This is a genomic window from Gluconobacter sp. Dm-62 (assembly GCF_018256155.1).
In the GTDB taxonomy this organism is placed as follows: Bacteria; Pseudomonadota; Alphaproteobacteria; order Acetobacterales; family Acetobacteraceae; genus Gluconobacter.
The window spans coordinates 21,384-40,180 of sequence record NZ_JAERLY010000018.1; the positions used below are offsets into that span (position 1 = coordinate 21,384).

At 53.8% G+C, this 18,797-nt stretch carries 12 protein-coding genes and 1 pseudogene; 5 read left to right on the top strand and 8 right to left on the bottom strand.

Annotated features, from left to right (window positions below):
* Positions 1-5 precede the first annotated feature (5 nt).
* Together JK202_RS13655 and JK202_RS13660 are read right to left on the bottom strand one after the other, a co-directional pair.
* Positions 6-1,529 carry a S9 family peptidase gene (locus JK202_RS13655; protein ID WP_211561907.1) on the bottom strand — a complete coding sequence of 508 codons (1,524 nt, stop codon included), beginning with the start codon at positions 1,527-1,529 and terminating at the stop codon, positions 6-8.
* Between the two features lie 603 nt (positions 1,530-2,132).
* Positions 2,133-3,614: a PLP-dependent aminotransferase family protein gene (locus tag JK202_RS13660; RefSeq protein ID WP_211561909.1), complete on the bottom strand. Its 1,482-nt coding sequence runs from the start codon at positions 3,612-3,614 to the stop codon at positions 2,133-2,135.
* A gap of 228 nt (positions 3,615-3,842) precedes the next feature.
* On the opposite strand from JK202_RS13660, the gene JK202_RS13665 reads away from it, so the two are divergent.
* Entirely contained in the window at positions 3,843-4,424 is a 582-nt protein-coding gene (locus JK202_RS13665; protein WP_211561911.1) for an FMN-binding negative transcriptional regulator, read from the top strand.
* Positions 4,425-4,932: 508 nt separating this feature from the next.
* Here the strand turns inward: JK202_RS13665 and JK202_RS16440 are convergent.
* The 4 genes and pseudogenes from JK202_RS16440 to JK202_RS13680 form a co-directional block, all read right to left on the bottom strand.
* Positions 4,933-6,150 (bottom strand): ATP-binding protein, encoded by a 1,218-nt coding sequence (locus JK202_RS16440; protein ID WP_349291869.1) that lies wholly within the window; start codon positions 6,148-6,150, stop codon positions 4,933-4,935.
* A gap of 30 nt (positions 6,151-6,180) precedes the next feature.
* Positions 6,181-6,375 (bottom strand): annotated as a pseudogene (locus JK202_RS16445) (PAS domain-containing protein); the annotation flags it as partial.
* Between the two features lie 408 nt (positions 6,376-6,783).
* Positions 6,784-7,449, bottom strand: coding sequence for a ligase-associated DNA damage response endonuclease PdeM (gene pdeM / locus JK202_RS13675; RefSeq protein WP_211561915.1), 666 nt, complete (start codon positions 7,447-7,449; stop codon positions 6,784-6,786).
* On the bottom strand, positions 7,446-9,863 hold the full coding sequence (locus JK202_RS13680) for a ligase-associated DNA damage response DEXH box helicase (protein WP_211561917.1): 2,418 nt from the start codon (positions 9,861-9,863) through the stop codon (positions 7,446-7,448). The genes pdeM and JK202_RS13680 overlap by 4 nt, the downstream gene beginning before the upstream one ends.
* 71 nt (positions 9,864-9,934) lie before the next feature.
* Between JK202_RS13680 and JK202_RS13685 the strand changes: the two genes are divergently transcribed.
* The 3 genes from JK202_RS13685 (at position 9,935) to JK202_RS13695 (ending at position 14,157) form a co-directional block, all read left to right on the top strand.
* The gene (locus JK202_RS13685) at positions 9,935-10,957 is read left to right on the top strand and encodes a ligase-associated DNA damage response exonuclease (RefSeq protein WP_211561919.1); all 1,023 of its coding nucleotides are present in this window, start codon (positions 9,935-9,937) and stop codon (positions 10,955-10,957) included.
* Positions 10,954-12,549, top strand: a complete 1,596-nt coding sequence (locus JK202_RS13690) for a cisplatin damage response ATP-dependent DNA ligase (RefSeq protein ID WP_211561921.1) — start codon at positions 10,954-10,956, stop codon at positions 12,547-12,549. Before JK202_RS13685 ends, JK202_RS13690 begins: the two co-directional genes overlap by 4 nt.
* A 195-nt stretch (positions 12,550-12,744) precedes the next feature.
* Complete coding sequence (locus JK202_RS13695) at positions 12,745-14,157, top strand: sugar porter family MFS transporter (protein WP_211561923.1); 1,413 nt, start codon at positions 12,745-12,747, stop codon at positions 14,155-14,157.
* A 291-nt stretch (positions 14,158-14,448) separates the two neighbouring features.
* Here JK202_RS13695 and JK202_RS13700 read toward each other — a convergent pair whose 3' ends face one another.
* Positions 14,449-15,234: an SDR family NAD(P)-dependent oxidoreductase gene (locus tag JK202_RS13700; protein ID WP_211561925.1), complete on the bottom strand. Its 786-nt coding sequence runs from the start codon at positions 15,232-15,234 to the stop codon at positions 14,449-14,451.
* Between the two features lie 837 nt (positions 15,235-16,071).
* On the opposite strand from JK202_RS13700, the gene JK202_RS13705 reads away from it, so the two are divergent.
* Positions 16,072-17,688 carry a dihydroxyacetone kinase subunit DhaK gene (locus tag JK202_RS13705; protein ID WP_211561927.1) on the top strand — a complete coding sequence of 539 codons (1,617 nt, stop codon included), beginning with the start codon at positions 16,072-16,074 and terminating at the stop codon, positions 17,686-17,688.
* Positions 17,689-17,784: 96 nt separating this feature from the next.
* On the opposite strand, the gene JK202_RS13710 is transcribed toward JK202_RS13705, so the two are convergent.
* Complete coding sequence (locus tag JK202_RS13710; RefSeq protein WP_211561929.1) at positions 17,785-18,477, bottom strand: hypothetical protein; 693 nt, start codon at positions 18,475-18,477, stop codon at positions 17,785-17,787.
* Positions 18,478-18,797 lie beyond the last annotated feature (320 nt).

Here is an 18,797-nt window from a genome sequence, read left to right on the forward strand (position 1 = left end):
AACAATCAGAGATAATGCTGGAGCCAGGAAAGAACCTGTTGCTGAACATCAATCTCGGCATTCATTCCGACACTCCCCCCAAACCAGTGAGGAGCCGCCGGATAGTGCACAAGGCGCACAGGTTTTCCCTGTTCATGCAGTGCTGCATAAAACATGCGACTTTGAACGGGAGGAACCCGGGTATCGGCATTGCCATGCAAAAGAAGAACTGGAACCGTTACGGCATTGACAAAGGACAGGGGCGAATGGGCTGCGTATTCGGCCCTATGGGTTAATGGATCGCCGAAATAAGGGGAAATGAAACTGAACCCCACGTCAGTCGCAACGGCCATCGATTCCAGATCGGAAATTCCGGCGCCTGCAATGATGGTTCTGAAACGGTCATTGTGACCGGCTGCCCACATCCCCATGAAACCACCATAGCTCCACCCTCCCAAAGCCAGATGCTTCGGATCGGCAATACCCTTCTGTTCGAGCATGTCCACGCCAGAGAGGATGTCCTGATAGTCCTGACCGCCCCAGTCCCCACGGTTCGCCGCCGTAAAGGCAGCACTACCCCCTTCGGAGCCGCGCGGGTTCGGCATGAAGACGGCGATGCCGTGGGAGGCCAACATACGTGCCCAGTTATGCCAGGACCCGAGCCAGCCATCGTACCAGGCTTCCAAAGGTCCCCCATGCACCTGGACAAACAGAGGAAGAGGCTTGTTGGACGGGGTATGGGGAGGAAGAACAAGAATCCCCTCCAGATCCAAACCATCCCTGCCCTTCCAATGAACAACCTGCTGCTCACCAAGGTCCCAATGGCTGACTTCCGGATTGGTCTGCGTCAGAACATGTCCGTCAGCTCCATGATAGAGCCAGATCTCGCCCGGCTGCTGACGGGTTGAGGCCACGACCGCGATGTTACCTGAGCGGTCCTTTGAAAAATCGAAAATTTCGCCCTGCAAAGTGGCAAATGGATCGACATGGTCATCCGTCGTGGTGACATGCGCTAAAGCGGTATCCAGTCCACGGAAGCCCAGAACCGTAAGCCCCTTGCTATCCTGATCCCAGATTGCGCGCAGAATGGCGCCGGCCCAGTCATTTCCTACCGGATGTCTGGTATCGGTTTCGAGATTATAGAGAGCAACACGCCCACCAATCCCGTCATCCGCAAAATAGCCATACACAAGCTGATGGCCATCCGGAGAGAAGGAAGGATGGACGGCTGTAGCATGTCCCGGCAGCGTGCGAAGAAGTTTTCCTTCAGCTGAAATGACAGAGACTGAAGAACGATACCAGAAATAATCCAGGCCGCCTTCCTGTCCCGTCCGCACAATCAGACGCCGGCTGTCCGGTGCCCAGTCAACATCAAACACAAAAGGAGCAGAGACCGGGATCTCACGTGCTGCCATCTGCTTGAGATCCAGAACAAACAGATGAGACGCACCACTCGCGCCTTCCACCTGACTTACAGCTGACAGTAAGGCCGGCTTCTCCTTGGTAATGATCGCAATGGATTGTCCATCGCGCGCCCAACGGTAAGTCACCGGACTGCCGGTTATCCCCTTCACATGGGTTGCCGCCGCCTGACCGGGCTTTAGGAAAACCAGTTCTGGTTCCCCAGATGGGTCTGCATTGCGTAGTAAAGCCAGCATAGTCCCATCAGGAGACCACCGGGCTTCATGATCGCCCGCTTTGGTGCCCGTGAGTTTTGTGGCGGGATGGTGCCCGTCGGTCGCGACTTCCCAGAGAATTGGGGGAGTAGGACTATCTTTTTTTGAAGGATCAACCCGCGCATAAACTACCGTTTTGCCATCGGGTGAAATCTGCGCGTCCGTTACACTCCGCAGAGAAGCAATATCCTGGGGAAATATTTCGCCCGTTCCAGTATCCGTTTTTCCGAAAGCAGAAGACACAGTCAGAGCTGTTGTCAGCACTCCGCAGATCGCGACACTGTTCAGAACGTGTAGCAGCTGCCTTTGCACGGGAGAGGCTGTCCTGTTGGGCAGGCGATTGGTCGTCGTCATACGCAAAGCGATCCAGCTCCCGGTTCAATGTAGCAACCCGGGTAGGATGCCTATAATCATTGGCCTACCAGAACATCCAGTTTTTACTTTCCAAAGGGTCCATTGCGATATCGTGATGTTGTTTCAGGCAGGACTGCTGGCTTTTCCCATCCGGAGCAAAACCTGTCGCGCTTCGGTTTCGTTCATGCTCGCAAAGCCAATCCGCAATCCCGAAGCATTCCTGCCGGACGCGGAATAGGATTCAGAGGGCGCGAACCGCAAATTCAGGGAAGCGGCATTGGTCTCTATTCGTTTGAGACATTCCGGATCTGCGAACTGCACCCAGAATGCCAGGCCGCCCTGGGGTTTGGTGAAAGTAATATTCTGTCCAAAAATCTCATGCAGCATAACGGCAAAGGCATCGCGCCGACCTGCATAAATCCGGGCAGCCTTCCGGGCGTGCCGACGCAGTTCTCCCTCCTGTATCAGGGTCGAAACTGCTGTCTCCGTGATGATGCTCCCCATTCCGTCCAGCACCGAAACATGATGGGCCAGGGCCTCGATAACGGGTGCCGGTGCCACAACATATCCCAGCCTGAGAGCCGGGAGGACCAGCTTCGACAATGATCCGACATAGACGACATTTTCTGGCGCATAACTGGCCATAGGCAGCAGGGGTTGAGAGTGGAAGTGAAATTCGTGGTCGTAATCATCCTCGAGAATGGCGAAGCGATGGCGCCGGGCCAGTTCGATCAGGTGAAGTCTGCGCTCCGGCCGCAATGATACCGTTGTCGGAAACTGATGATGTGGCGTCAGAAATACCAGAGAAACATGTTCGCGCTCACACAGCCGGGAAAGTGCCTCTACATCCACACCGTCTTCGTCCAGCCCGACACTCACAACGCGCGCACCAATTGCACGAAAGACCATGACGGCAGGTTCATAAGTCAGGTCTTCGACAACGACTGTATCGCCAGGACGTAAAATGGTCAGAGCCGCGAGAAAAATGCCATGCTGGCTTCCTCGCGTCAGACAGACATTATTCACATCAATCGGAAGTCCACGCTCTGTCTTGAGCATTGCGGCAATAACTTCCCGTAATTCCCGAGAACCGCGTGGGTCGCCGTAGGACAGGGTATTGCTCCGGGACAGCCGCGTCATTGCCGTACGAAAGGCCCGTGCCAGAACATCTGCTGGAAACAGCCGTCCGTCAGGAGAGCCTTCATCGATTTTGTGAGTATTCTTCTCAGTCAGGACTGCCAGTGACCGGGCGGGCGGCTTCCTGAATTCATAGAATGGCGCGTGTATGCCGGAAGATGACGGCTCGTTCGTTTCATCTTCTGCTACGGGAGCGTGCAGACCAAAGGCCTCTGAAACCCTAGTGCCGCTCGTACCAGCACTCTCAATCCAGCCTTGGGCGATCAGTTCGTCATAGGCAAGCACAATCGTCTTCCGGTTGACAGATAGCAGCTGTGCCATGGCTCGTGTACTGGGAAGAAACTCCCCCGGTGCCAGTCGCCCACGCTCAATGTCATGCACGATCGCATTGGCAATCTGGATATAGATCGGTAGCGGTGACTCGTTATCGAGCCGAACATCCAGATGCATCCGCCATGGACGAAGCATGTACGGCCTCCTGCCTGATAGAATAATATCCGGAACATTCCTATCACCGGTCGGTTTTGTTCCCAAGAGCGGCTGCCTGGTCCCCCATTAATTCAGAAACTGGCTCTTGTATGGAAATGACAAACAGCCAAATCTGACACTTCACTTCTTGCCATATGATGAATACCGCTCTCTTATTCTTGTTCAGTGGCAGACACCAGATACTGATGAACCAGGCGGTCCATATTGATGTTTAATCCTGCCTTACAGCTTGTCCGTGATTATCCGCTTGCCGCAATCACGGGAATTTCTATTTATCCAGGTCTTCCGGTTCATATTCCGCTGATTGCACAGACGGAAGGGGAGCCTGAACAAATCACGTCCTTCATCGGCCATATGGCAAAGCGCAACGTATCACCTCAGGCTTTGCAGAGCCCTCAGGAGGTAGGCATCCTGTTTTGTGGTCCTGAAGGTTATATCACACCTAATCTTCTGACGGATCGTTCCTGGATCCCGACATGGAATTACGCCCGCCTGTTTGTTTCGGGGCAGATAACATTCTATCCAGAAATCACACAAAGCAGTCTGGAAATCCTGACTCAGGAAATGGAGCAGAACCAGCCCGCGCCGTGGAGCATGGAAGAGGCTGGAAATCGTATTGAACGGTTAAAAGAACACATCATTGGATTTCGTGTCGAGAACCTGACCTTTCATCCTGCATTCAAGCTTGGGCAAGATGAAAAAGAAGAAATTTTCTCCCAGATAATTGAAAATCACAATGACAGACTACTTACAATATGGATGGAAAAATTCCGAGATCTATCCATTTAGCGATTTGAATGCCATCAGGATCTGATCCAGTTTCATCAGGAAAACGAAGAATAGTAACGGGGAGTAATATGCGCACCCTTAATCAAAGAACGGAAACAAACGTCCCTGAAGCGGGGTGAGCGAGCTGCTTTAAGTATGTTGAGAACTTGGTGATTATGGTTAAGGCTGCTGCTAATCACGATCAGTTCTGTGATTAATTTTACAGCTTGCCCCTGATATTTTTATACAGAGGTAACCTTTCGTAAGTTCATTGGGCCTGTGTCTTTTCTGACCAGTGAGAGACATCTCGTTGTCGTTAATCTGAAAAGCGGGACTTGCCTCAAAGATTTCGGTAAATTCATGCAGAACTAAGAAGTGCGGCTCATACTGGATGGTATGGCAAAATATCCGCTCTATCTGCACTGAAACGTGCTGAATATCAGATCACCGCGACACCGAGCATCTGATGAATGGTGATGGTGAAGTTTTTTGCCTCAGACACTCATCAAGCTTACGTCAAGAGGAATTCCTATTCCTCTACGTGGCCGAAATCCGACGTCTGGCGACCATTTCCACTACGTGAACCGTGACTCAGAGCGGCCTGGATGCGATCGATCAGTTCGGATCGCTGATACGGTTTCCCCAACACCTCAAAGTTGTTGTTTTCAGGGGCATTCAGAGACATCTCATCATTGTAACCGGTGGTGAGAATAACGGGTGTCTGAGGGTGCAGCGTGCTGATCTTCTCTGCTAGCACCAAGCCATTTGGCCCGCCCGGCATGATGACATCCGAGAAGACTGCGCTAAAAGGCTTCTGTTCAGCGAGAGCTTTCTCGAAAACATCCAGTGCTTCAGTAGAATCATGAGCAGTTGTAACCTGGTACCCGATTTCCATAAGGGAATCCGCTGCATACTGGGCAATATCAGCATTGTCTTCGACAACCAGAATATGTGGCGCGTTCGGACTTTCGTCGACCGGATGTGCTTTATAGCCTGTATTTTTCTTGACTGTGTCGATCTGTTCTTTCGCGGTATGGACCGGAAAGATCATATGAATGCTTGTGCCACGCTGGTGTTCGCTTTCGACTTCCAGCCGCCCGCCAGACTGCTGAACAAAGCCCTGAACCATAGCCAGCCCCAGTCCCGTTCCCTGCCCGGATGGCTTGGTTGTGAAAAACGGCTCTGTTGCCCGCAGCACAATGTGAGGAAGCATCCCTTGCCCCTCGTCAGCTACTGTCACGGCCACGTAGTCTCCTGGTTTGAGACGGCGCGCTTCCGCGTCTCCATTAAGATGCAGGAGCTTCGTTTTAATCGTGATGGAGCTTCCGGATGGAGACGCGTCCCGGGCATTGGCGACAACATTCAGAAGCGCCATTTCAAAGTAATTTGCGTCAAGTTTTACAGCTGGCAGACGCAACCTCAAGTTCAGATAGAGATCGATCTGGTTTCCAACGGACATCTCTATCAATTCCTTGAAAGAACTGATGAGCGAACTCAAATTGACTTCGGATGGCTCAAGGCGGGTCCGGCGCGCAAACGACAGAAGTTGGCGCGTCAGTCTGGCGCCCCGGTCTGCGGCCTGCTGCGCGATCATATGCTGGCGGTCGAACGCCTGATGATCAAGGCGCTTGCCCTTCATCCGATCCAGGCTGTTGTTCAGGATCTGCAGTAAATTATTGAAATCATGTGCAAGCCCGGCCGTCAGTTGCCCGATCGCTTCCATTTTCTGACCCTGCCGCAAAGCCATTTCGCTTTCGCGACGCTTGGAGACATCCAGCTGGCTTGCGAAAAAATAGATCAGTTCTCCCTGCTCGTCGAACACCGGGCCTATGAAAATGGCATTCCAGAACGGCGTTCCGTTGCGTCGATAGTTCAGGATCTCGAGGGCAATGGGTTTGCAATTCGCAATGGCGTCTCTCAGTTGGCGGACATCATTGGGGTCGGTACCAGCGCCTTGCAGAAAACGACAGTTTCTTCCGACAACCTAACTGGCCTCATATCCCGTTAGGTCAAGAAATGCGTTGTTCGCGAAGGCAATCGGACAGTCAGGCAGACGCGGATCGGCCAGAATCATTGGCATTCTGGTCATTTCGACTGCGGCAAAGAAAACATTAGTTCTGTTTTCCAGCGTCGGGTCGCTAATTGTTGTCTGCGCCCAGTGTCGTGGCTCACGATCGCTCAATGTTGCCAGCTCTCCAGTCGAGGGATGTCTCGGTGAAGCCTGGTTCGGCACGGGCTCGTGTGAGTTGTTCTTGTCGTTATTCATGAACTCTGCCGATGGCGTAGGGCGCGATTGCATAACCCTCCATCCCATGCGGAAGAACGGAACGGCAACACAAATCTTGCTTTTAGATGAAAATCACTGGCTTGAAATTATATTTTAGGCGACCCGATGAATTTCGTCAGTACTCCAGACATATGCGGCAGCTTTATGCTTGAACAGGCTGCTGAGGACCGAATTGGAGATGTCCAGCCCCCCAGTATAGGTTCCTAGCGCCGGCAGGATAAGACGCTCTTCTCCTGTTAGGAAGCAGGGACGGCTCATAACATGCCCTCTGCTCTGTATCCTGGTTTTCGGATGCAGGTGCCCTGCCAGTTCCGCGCTGCCAGAAGGAATGGTTACAGATGGAATATGCCGAAGGAATAGATTACCGGACCGATATTCTTCAAGCCACTCGCCTCCGATACCCGAAATCGGCAGCGCATCGTGATTCCCCGTGATCCACAAAGTATCCGCTGTTCGGGTAATGCGATCAAGCAATGTACGTTCGGAATCAAGAAGACGCCCTCCAGCCTGACAGTCATGGAAGCTGTCTCCGAGTGATATCAGTAGCTGGGGAGAATGAGCTTCTACAAACCGTAGTACTTTCTCAAGCGTCGAAATTGTATCTCCGGGAGGCAGCAGCAATCCCCTTGCCCGAGCAGATGTACCTTTCCCGAGATGAAGGTCGGCGACGACAAGTGTCTTCGTATCAGGAAGAAAAACAGCGCCTCCCGGTAGAAGCCGTATTCGCTCATCTGCCAGCGTAATCTCTCGAAACGTCATTCTTTTTCTGCCAGCGCATAAAGTTTGTCAGCCTCTGCCAGAAGATAGTCTTCCCCGTCTCCACCTCTGATTTTTTCACGCCCCTGCTCCAGCAGCACGGGGACTGCAAGCGGCGAGACATGTGAGAGGCTGACAGGCTCGATGTGACCCTGAATACGATCCAGCATGCCTGAAAGACGCCCCAGATCGGTCAGCCCTTCCTCTGCCTGAAGGCGGGTTGCACGCAGGAGAATATGATCGGGATCGTATTTTCGAAGTACATCGTAAAGCAGGTCGCTGCTGATCGTCATCTGGCGCCGGTTCTTCTCACGCCCCGGGTAATTGCGTTCCACCAGTCCGGCGATGATGGCAACGTCCCGGAACGTCCGTCGAAGCATGGCGCTTTCAGCCAGCCAATCCGCCAGATTTCCACCCAGCAGATCCCTGCTGAACAGGTCCGTCATGGAGCCCGTGGGATGGACGCACCAGCAGGCGACCATATAGTCGTTCGCGACAAAGCCCAGAGGGCCTTTTCCGGTTTCTTCTAGTCTTTTCGTCAGAAGAAGCCCCAGAGTCTGGTGTGCGTTTCGTCCTTCAAAAGGATACGCCACGATGTAGTGCAGTCCCCGATGGGGAAAGGTCTCGACCAAAAAGTTTTCCGGCCCGGGTAGCCGAGAGCGGGCTGCTTGCAAAGTGAGCCAGTCCTGCACGGATTTAGGCAGCACAGCCCAAGAGGGCGGTGCGTGCAGTATCTCACGCACATGTCGGGCCAGACCGGGTGAGATGGAAAGCTGATTGCCGCCATAAACCGGTACACGTGGGTCTTTCCCCCGACTACGGGCGGCCTGAACAGTCGTATCGTGCAGCCCCAGAAACTCCAGCAGTTCCCCGCCCAGAAGAAACGTATCGCCTGGAACCAGTGTTGAGGCAAAATACTCGTCAATCTCCCCATAGGCTTTTCCACGCCGGGATTTGACGCGCAGCATTGGAGTATCGACGATGGTGCCGATATTCATCCGGAACTGCCGGATGATCTGCTCATTACGGACCCAGAGCTGCCCCAGAGAATCCCGGAAAAGACGCTGATGACGTTCATAAGCCTGCAAGGCATAGCCACCATCTTCGACAAACCGGACGATCTCATTGAAATCAGTACGTGAAAGCTGATTGTAAGGCGCCGTCTGACGAACTTCCTCATACATAACGTCAGGAAGGAACGGTCCGGCACAGGCCGTGATCAGCACATGCTGCGCCAGAACATCAAGCGCCCCTGCGCGCGGAGGATCACCGTCGAGTTCGTGGCGTAAAACAGCCTCTCTGGCTGCTTCACATTCCAGAACCTCAAACCGGTTGGCCGGGGCAAGAAGTGCGCGAGAGGGTTCGTCCATCCGGTGGTTGGCCCGGCCGATCCGCTGAGTCAGGCGCGAGATCTGCTTTGGAGCACCGACCTGAATGATCTGGTCCACAGCGCCCCAATCCAGCCCCAGATCAAGCGAGGACGTCGCCACGACGGCCCGCAGCTCCCCTTGAGCCATGGCCTCCTCGACCTTGGCCCGGCGCCCGGCATCCAGACTGCCATGATGCAGCCCAATCGGCAGATTATCTGCATTGTCTTTCCAGAGCGCCTGAAACAGAAGCTCCGCCTGCGCCCGGCTGTTGACAAACACAATGGTCAGCCGCGCGCGGGCAATTTCGGTCAGGATTGCAGTGGCGCTTCCCAGCCCCGTGCGACCGGCCCAGGGAAGATAACCCCGCTGATCGGGCAAAAGCACATGCACGTCCGGACGTACCCCGTCTTCCGCTCTGACAAGGCGGACGCCGGACGCCTGGCCAGTTGGGGAAACCCAGGCGGCCATAGCAGAAGGATGTGCCACGGTTGCGGACAGCCCATTGACGCGGAGTGAGGGCGAAAAAACCCGCAACCGGCTGGCACACAAAGCAAGCTGGTCTCCGCGCTTCGTGCCAGCCAGCGCATGCACTTCGTCAATGATCAGAACCCTGAGCGTGGAAAAATATGCAGAAGCGTCAGGGTATGACAGCAACAGCGCCAGACTTTCCGGTGTTGTCAGCAGGATATGCGGCGGGTTCTTCTGCTGTCTTTTCCGGCGGGCACCCGATGTATCGCCGCTGCGGACCTCGACACGAATAGGCAGGTTCATGTCCGTGATCGGTCGGGATAGGCTCTCTGCAATGTTGGTCGAAAGTGCCTTCAGGGGGCTGACATAGAGCGTGTGAAGTCCTGCATATGAGCCTTCCGCCAGTTCGATCAGGCTGGGCAAAAAGCCCGCCAGTGTCTTTCCCCCACCGGTTGGTGCGATGAGAAGCGCGGACACGCCATCCTCAGCTGCCTGTAATATGGCGAGCTGGTGCGGCCGTGGAGACCAGCCCTGTTGGGAAAACCAGCTCTGGAAAGGTTCGGGAAGATGTTTGCTCATTAACTCCAAGGAACGCACACGCCTTTCGCGGGTTCTTTCTCTGTTCTTGCACGACTGATGGAGAAGACCGGGTGGACTGGCTTGAGTTAAAACCGGAAGGGCTCTTCTGTGCACCCGGCGCGTTCTATATCGACCCCCTCCAGCCAGTGGCCCACGCCGTCATCACTCATGGTCATTCCGATCATGCCCGGCCTGGCCACAGCCGTGTCACCGCCACGCCTGAAACACTGGCGATCATGCGTCTGCGGATGGGCGAAGACCGGGCCGGCTACACCCAGCGGGAACTGGCTTATGGGGAAGTCGTCTCCATTGGAGATATGAGGCTCTGGCTTGCGCCTGCCGGGCACGTGTTGGGGAGTGCGCAGATTGTGATGGAATATCGTGGGGAACGAGCCGTCGTCAGCGGGGATTACAAGCGCGCGCCCGATCCGACATGCGTTCCCTTTGAGGTCGTGCCCTGCGATCTTTTCGTCACGGAAGCCACGTTCGGCCTGCCGGTTTTCCGATTGCCCGATCCCGCTCATGAGATTGCCAAACTGCTGCACGATGTCCGCCTGTTTCCGGAGCGTACGCTTGTCGTGGGCTGTTATGCTCTTGGCAAGTGCCAGCGTCTGATCGCCCTGCTTCGGAACGGTGGCTATCATGAACCGCTCTGGCTCCATGGTACACTTCTCCCAATGTGCAGTCTGTATGAGGATTTTGGGATCCCGCTGGGAGAGCTCCGTTCCGCAACTGCCGCAAAGAAGGGCGAAATGCGGGGAGGCATCGTTCTGGCTCCCCCATCGGCGGTTGCAGACCGCTGGGCGCGCCGGCTACCCGACCCTGTCGTCTGTCTGGCATCCGGCTGGATGCATGTCCGCCAGAGAGCAAAAGCCCGCGGGGTCGAACTCCCGGTCGTCATCAGCGATCATGCCGACTGGGATGCCCTGTTGGAGACCTGTCAGGCCACGGGCGCGAAGGAAATCTGGGTTACTCATGGCCGTGAGGACGCCCTGATCCACGCCTTGGGCAAAATGCAAATCCGCGGCCGTGCCCTGCGTCTCATTGGCTATGAAGAGGATGACGAGCCGGCAGAACAGGGAAGTCTGGCATGATCGAGTTCGCCGCACTGCTGGAACGTCTGGCCTTCACCCCTTCGCGCAACATGAAGCTTGCACTCCTGAAGGAGTATTTCTCCATGGCCCCGGATCCGGATCGGGGATACGCGCTGGCCGCAATGGCGGGAAGTCTGTCTTTCGCAGCCGCCAAGCCTGCCATGCTCCGGACTCTGGCGATGGAGCGCACTGATCCTGAACTCTTTGCCTGGTCCTACGACTATGTCGGTGATCTGGCCGAAACGGTTGCATTGATCTGGCGACCGGAAAGCGACGGGCTTGACGCACCTCCCGCCCCTGGGCTCGCAGAGGTCGTCCATACGCTGGAGCGTCTTCCCAAAACCGACGTTCCCGATGTCGTAAGGCGTTGGCTGGATGCGTGCGAGACATCCTCCCGATACGCTCTCCTCAAACTTATTACTGGCTCTCTTCGCGTAGGAGCATCAGCACGTCTCGCAAAAACCGCTCTTGCCGAGATGGCTTCTGTGGCCCCGGATGACATTGAGGAAGTCTGGCATGGTCTGGATGCGCCCTATGGCGCTCTTTTTGCCTGGGTAGAAGGGAAAGGCCCGAAGCCTGACGCGAAAGACGCGCCCGTTTTCCGTCCGCCCATGCTGGCTCAACCGCTGGAAAATGTTGATCTGACTGCTTTAGACCCCGCAGACTGGCGGGCGGAATGGAAATGGGACGGCATTCGGGTCCAGCTTGTTTCCACACCTGAAGGCGAGCGCGTTTACACCCGTACGGCGGAAGATATCGGCAAGGCCTTCCCGGATGTACTCGCCATAATGCAGGATCTGGGCAGCAGGGTTGTTCTGGATGGCGAACTTCTGGTTGTCCAAAACGGCATTGTCGCCCCGTTTGCCGATCTTCAGCAGCGCCTGAACCGCAAGTCGCCCACAACTGCCATGCTTCGGGATATGCCTGCCGGTATACGACTATACGATATCCTGTTTGAAGATGGAGAAGACCTGCGTCCCCTGCCCTTTGATATCAGAAGGCAGAGGCTGGAAAGCTGGTTTGCGCGCCTGAACCCGCCGCGTATGGTTCTGTCAGAACTTATTACGTTCAGGAACTTCGAAGATCTGGCGAAACTCCGCGAAACTGCACGGAACGAAGGTATTGAAGGGCTGATGCTGAAAAAGGCCGACAGTCCGTATGTTCCTGGTCGTCCGCGAGGCCCCTGGTGGAAATGGAAACGTGAACCGCTGACGGTCGATGCCGTCGTCATGTACGCACAACGCGGCCATGGCAAACGCAGCAGCTTCTATTCCGACTATACTTTTGGCTTATGGCGGACCGTAGACGGACAGCGCGAACTCGTCCCCATCGGTAAGGCCTACTCAGGCTTTACGGACGAAGAATTGAAGTTTCTGGACAAGTGGGTTCGCGATCACACTACAAAGCGTTTTGGGCCTGTCCGGGAAGTGGCACATGGGCTTGTGCTGGAAATTGCCTTCGATGCCGCCCAGTATTCCAAACGGCACAAAAGCGGTGTTGCGCTCCGTTTCCCTCGGGTAGCACGTATTCGTCGCGACAAACCCGCTGAGGAAGCCGATCAGTTGGAACACTTTATCCGGGACTTCCTGTAAAAGATGGCTTTTGAGTTCCTCATATAGCGAATTATTTGTCCTTCTGAGTTCTATACCCGAAAAACTGGAAACTATTCCTCTCACTGGCGGAACCTATGAGCCGTACCGGATGTTTAACGCTCAAGCGATCAAACCCGGTGCGTATCTGGTGCACAATTTTTCAGGGAAAGCAGTCGAAAGACTGCCACAAGAGTGATGAGAAAACGCAGTGAGGCGGACAGACTGATCACGAAAATCGTGGTGGTTGTCACGATGGGGGCTCTGGCTTTTGGATATGACACCGGCGTCATTGCCGGAGCTCTGCCGTTCATGCAGCTTCCAATCGCGAAGGGCGGACTGGGCCTCACACCGCTGACGGAAGGACTGGTCACATCCGCGCTGGTTCTGGGGGCAGCGTTCGGATCACTGGTCTGCGGGGTGGTGGCAGATCGGTTCGGACGACGGGACAGCCTGATGGCCCTCTCCGTGGTGTTCGTCGTCGGCGCCATCGGTACGGCGCAGGCCCCTTCTGTTGCGGTCATGATTGCCATGCGTGCCATCCTCGGTTTCGCGGTCGGCGGGGCCTCGGCGCTTGTTCCGATGTTCATTTCGGAAATGGCGCCTTCAGGGCGCAGAGGCCGCCTGGTCAGCCAGAACGAGATGATGATCGTGACAGGACAGCTCATCGCCTACACGCTGAATGCAGGACTGGCGCATTTTTCAGAATCGCCGTCGATCTGGCGCACCATGCTGATGATTGCGGCAGTTCCGGCCGTGCTTCTGGGAGTAGGCCTGTTTTTTGTGCCCCGCTCTCCACGCTGGCTGGCGAGCCAGGGGCGTACGGATGAGGCAAAGCATGTGCTGGAACTTATCCGTTCCACCGATCGTCAGGTCCGGCACGAAATGCGGGCGATCTATACGTCCGTTGACGACGACGCAGAACAGATCGGCTGGCGTCAGGCGTTCGGGGAAGTCTGGATCCGGCGCCTGCTGATGCTGGGCGTTGGACTGGGATTTGCAGCCCAGTTCACGGGGGTGAACGCGTTTATGTACTTCACCCCCATCATCCTGCGGCAGACCGGGCTTGGAACCGAGGCCGCGCTGGTTGCCACGATCGGCGACGGCCTGGTCGCGGTTGGAGCGACATTTGCCGGCATCTGGATGATCGGACGCTTCCCGCGACGGGTCACACTCTTGGGCGGTCTGTGCGGCGTCGTGCTGGCTCATCTGGGGCTTGGCGCAACCTTGCTGCTCCTCAAAGGATCAGCGATCGAAAGCTATGCGGCCCTCGGCTTCATCCTTCTGGCACTGCTCTTCATCCAGATGATGGTCTCCCCACTATACTGGCTGCTAATGTCCGAGCTTTTTCCCATGCGAGCCAGGGGTGTCCTGACTGGCCTGTCAGTTTCATCACAGTGGATCTTCAACGCGACAGTCGCCTTTCTCTTCCCTATTTTCCTTCATGCCATCGGGCCCGGTACGTTTTTTGTCTTCGCCACAATCAATGTCCTGTCCCTCTGCTTCGTGGCAAAGTTCCTGCCCGAAACAAAAGGTCTGTCACTGGAGAAACTTGAGGCGCATCTGCAAGATCATTTTTCTGAAGATACGACAAAAAAGAAAGCTGTTTGATCCCGAACGTCTCGGAAGGACGATTTGCAGCAGTATAAGATAATACATTGACTATGCTGCATTGGCTCGCGCCAGGATCAAAGCAGAGCGAGAATCAGTTATCCCGCAGATCTCGGTAGGCAGATTGTTTTTCGCTGGTTTCACTGCGGGGAGCTGCATCTGGTCGTGTTCGTCGAAGTGAATGGATTGCCGCTCCTGTGGTGCCGATGGTAGCCACAACCCACCTTATCCTACCACGTCAGACAGCCTTTAGGCTGCCGACGCTTGAGGGGCAGAAAGACTTCTTCTGCCTTACGACATTGGAAATGGAGGTTGACCATTGGATGCGGTGACCCCGCCGTCCACTGGCATGATCAGGCCTGTAATGTATGCAGCATCATCGCTTGCCAAAAACGTAATGGCAGCAGCCATATCCTCTGGCTCTCCAAGGCGCCCTAAAGGAACGCGATCCTCGACGCTGCTGACGAAAGCTTCGTTCTTGACTGCGTCTGCCGTCATACCTGTCCGCGTAACGGAAGGACAGATGGCATTAATGCGCACACCGTCTCTTCCATGATCCATCGCCATGACACGCGTCAGGTTTACGACGCCTCCCTTGGCAACATCGTAATAAGCCGTGTTCCAGTCCCCTCGCATACCGGAGACAGACGCTGTGTTGACGATATTACCTTTCGTCTTGATGAGTAGAGGCAGGAATGTGCGGCTGAGATTGAGAGTGCCTGTCAGGGTTGTTGCGCAAACTGCCTCCCATGTTTCCAGACCTTTATCCAATACGGTTCCCATAGCTGTGACACCCGCATTGTTCACAAGCACATCCAGTGTTCCAAAATGTGTTGTGGTGAATGTGAGGAGTGACTGAACCTGCTCGGGAGATGAGATGTCGGTCAAAGAGGCAAGCGCGCGCGATGTGTTGAATGTCTTCATGACGTCGTCAAGTTTTGCTTTATCTCGATCGACAAGAATGACATGCGCGCCTTCTTCCACAAATCGAAGTGCAGTTGCACGCCCTATTCCGGAAGCGGCCCCTGTGACGAGAATTTTTTTATCTTTGAAACGTGATAGTCCGTGAATAGCCATGAATAATGTCCTTATGATGCTAAAGATATAAAGTCAGTCTTGCCGGGATGGTTGCCGCGATTGATCAAAGCAATCGTGGCTGTAGATATTTTGGAATATCTGTGAAGCAGCCATCTTCAAAATTTTGGGAAATTTTCAATTTATGATGGTAGGGCACTGCCATGAATACACACGTAATCGTGTACTCTTCCCTGAATAGATACCGATTTAGGCTTGGCATCCATTGGTTTGGATGCGGAAAATTTCTTGGGCCTTTCCTGATAAGACTGTGAGTGAATTGTCTGTATTGGGGGACGAACAAACAGATAGACCTCTTGGGTTTATTTTCCCCAGGAACTACAGCAGGCTACGCGTTGATGATCGCCGCTTACTGAACGGCACCATCTTTATTAACTGAAACGGCCCGCTCCGGCCCCGGGGCATCATGGGAATACGGACCACACAAGACGCTGTGCAACCGCTGGAAGCGTTGGAGTGTATGGCCGTTCGCGTCTTCCTGACATCGAGATAGGTTAGTGACGATTGATACCTAACCGTAACCTAAGGACTACTGGGATAGCGGAGCTATGACGTTGAATGGTCAGGGACGCTCTTGAGGAAAAAGGGATTGGACCGCGCATTTTAAGACGGAGACCCCGCAGAAGACCGCTCAAATATGGCTGATGCCCCACCGTTCCCTTCTCAGCCATCTGTCTCGCTGCAACAGTCATGTGTTGGCGATGAAATCCTAAGGCTCGGGAGTGAACTCTTTCATGAGCCTCTCCTGAAGGTGATGTTCCTGATGGACAGACTGGGGCGTTATGCTCATCTCCCCTCCTCTGAGGATCAAAAAGCACGATGAAGCGCTTCTATAATCACCGTGATACCCTTGTCGCTGAAGGCATTGACGGATTTCTGAGATCTTCAACCGGCCATCATCTCTGCCGACTTGATGGACACGCCAATATCCACGTCGTCCTCAGAAGAGATTGGGATAAATCCAAAGTAGCGATTATTTCTGGTGGCGGTTCAGGCCATGAACCAGCTCATGCAGGTTTTGTTGGCAAAGGCATGCTGACTGCCGCCGTCTGTGGAGCGCTTTTTGCTTCTCCCAATGTCGACGCCATCCTCGCTGCCATATTGGAAGTTACCGGGGACGCAGGTTGTTTGCTCATTGTGAAGAATTACACCGGCGACCGTTTGAACTTCGGCCTTGCGGCAGAGCAGGCACGGCTTTTGGGAAAGAATGTTGAGCTCGTCATTGTGGCTGATGACATAGCACTGGGTCGCGGTCCTCATGCCCGCGGAATTGCCGGAACAGTTCTGGTCCAGAAGGTCGCAGGGTATAGGGCGGAGACACGGGCTTCGCTTGCGGAGGTAAAACAGGCTGCCGCTGACGCCATCAAAGGAACAGTATCACTTGGTCTTTCCCTGTCCGACGTCAATGTCTACGATCCGGAGCACAAAACGCGGCTGAATGAGAAAGAGGCAGAGCTGGGTCTGGGCATCCATGGCGAGCCTGGTACCGAGCGTATTTCCGTAGATAAGCTGGATGTTCTGGTTTCAAAGGCAGCAGATACTCTTGTCAGGCATCTGACAGATGGCCAACATGTTATTATGCTTAACATGCTTGGCGCTGTCCCTGTATTAGAGGCGCAGGCCGTTGTAGATGCACTCTACAGAAACAGTATTGCAGATCGCATTGATTTTCTGATCGGGCCTGCTCCCATGATGACTTCGCTGGATATGTACGGTTTTTCCTTGTCCGCCATTCCAGTACGGGCAAACTTTATCGAGGCGCTGCAATCACCTGTTGAGCCTTGGGCATGGCCCGGCATTACGCCTTTTAGGGATCTTCAGACCAGGCCCACACCCTCCCTTCCCGAAACCTTCACATATCAGCCCTCGTCAGATCCTTATATGAGAAATCTTATTACTCGCGGAGCGAAGGTTCTTATCGACAACGAGAAAGATCTGAATGCTCTTGATGCCCAGATCGGTGACGGTGATGCAGGGTCCACCTTTGCTGAGGCCAGTCGGGTTATCCTGAAGGAAATCGATCGCCTGCCTCTGGCGTCTCCAAAGGAGCTCTGTGAAACACTCGGACGCCTTCTGGCTCGTAATGCCGGCGGCTCAAGTGGGGTCCTGCTATCGATCATGTTCGCAACAGCTGGTCAGGAAAAGTCATGGCGCAAAGGGCTTGAGGCAGGTTTAGAGCGTATGCACAGATATGGTGGCGCATCCGCAGGAGATCGAACAATGCTTGACGCCTTGTTCCCAGCTATTGCTGCGCTTCAAAATGGTAACCTCGATCAAGCAGCCAAAGCGGCTCGCGAAGGCGCAGATGCGACACGCGCAATGCCTGCCCGCGCTGGACGTGCAGCCTATGTTCCAAAAGAACAGCTCAAAAATATACCCGATCCAGGAGCAGAAGCTATTGCACGCCTTCTGGAAGGAATCTCGGAAATTTCTTGAATAAAGAAGTGACGCGTTACGTCTGAAGAAGGTATTTCGTAACGCGCCTTCAAATTATTTAGGTGATAGAAAAATCAATAATATTATAAATGAATATTAAAATTCCGCATCTATGATGGATTTTTCCAGATGAGGCATAACATGCGACAAATAGGAATATTTTTCGCAATATTTCTTTTCTGCCATGTAGGGTCTATCGAGCATTTCAAGTGCCGCCTTCCCAAAATTTTCATCACTTTCATTTATGGAAACAAACATATCGCTTCCACCATATTGAACTGAAGGATGCAATTCATAACAATCAAATAATTGGTCTATAGATATTTGCGATCGTGTGGAAAGAAGCTTGGTAGGTTCGAGTTTGAATTTTGTCGAAAGCTCCTCCTTTATGGGGGCAGCACTTTCGTTGGATCTGATAGTAATTTCACGAAGATAACCCTCCGAATATTTCCCATCGATCCTTTGTGATCTGTGATCGCTCGTCTTAGAGAGAGCAAGACGAATATATGCCCCCAGATCAGCGGCTGACATAGGTAGAGCCTGATACATCAGGGGTGTATCAGGATCGGTTGTCGATGTTCCCGTAGCCCACTGGTAACTGTAGAAACATTTCTTTGATCTAACGAGAGTAATGCGTCTCGCTTGAGGAACATTTTGCCATGCTTCAAACGGATTAAGAATTGCAGTGTCTTTGGGCCTAGAAACCAGTTCGTATTTATTTAAATTTACGGGCCACCCGTATTCATACCATTTTCCATTTTTCCGCTTATAAGCAATCCATGCGCTCACTCGATTGCCAATACCAAGGGAATAGTATCCTAATACCAAAGCAGGGCGCCGCTGCAGGAAATATGGACCCGCAGCACTCTTGGCTATGGTAGTAACTGCTGCATCGACAGCGGATTGTTTGGCTCTGATTAAATCACCGATAAAAAATCATCGCTCAATTAATTTCTCCAGATCTCTTGCAAGAATCACCCAAAGGCCTTTCAACGTGACATACATCACCACGAATATTATGAGATTACCAGTCATGGGCAATGAGGGTACTCGATCCTAAGTCCCTCACCTGGGTCGCAATGACTCATTTCTCATCTCATTCAGACATC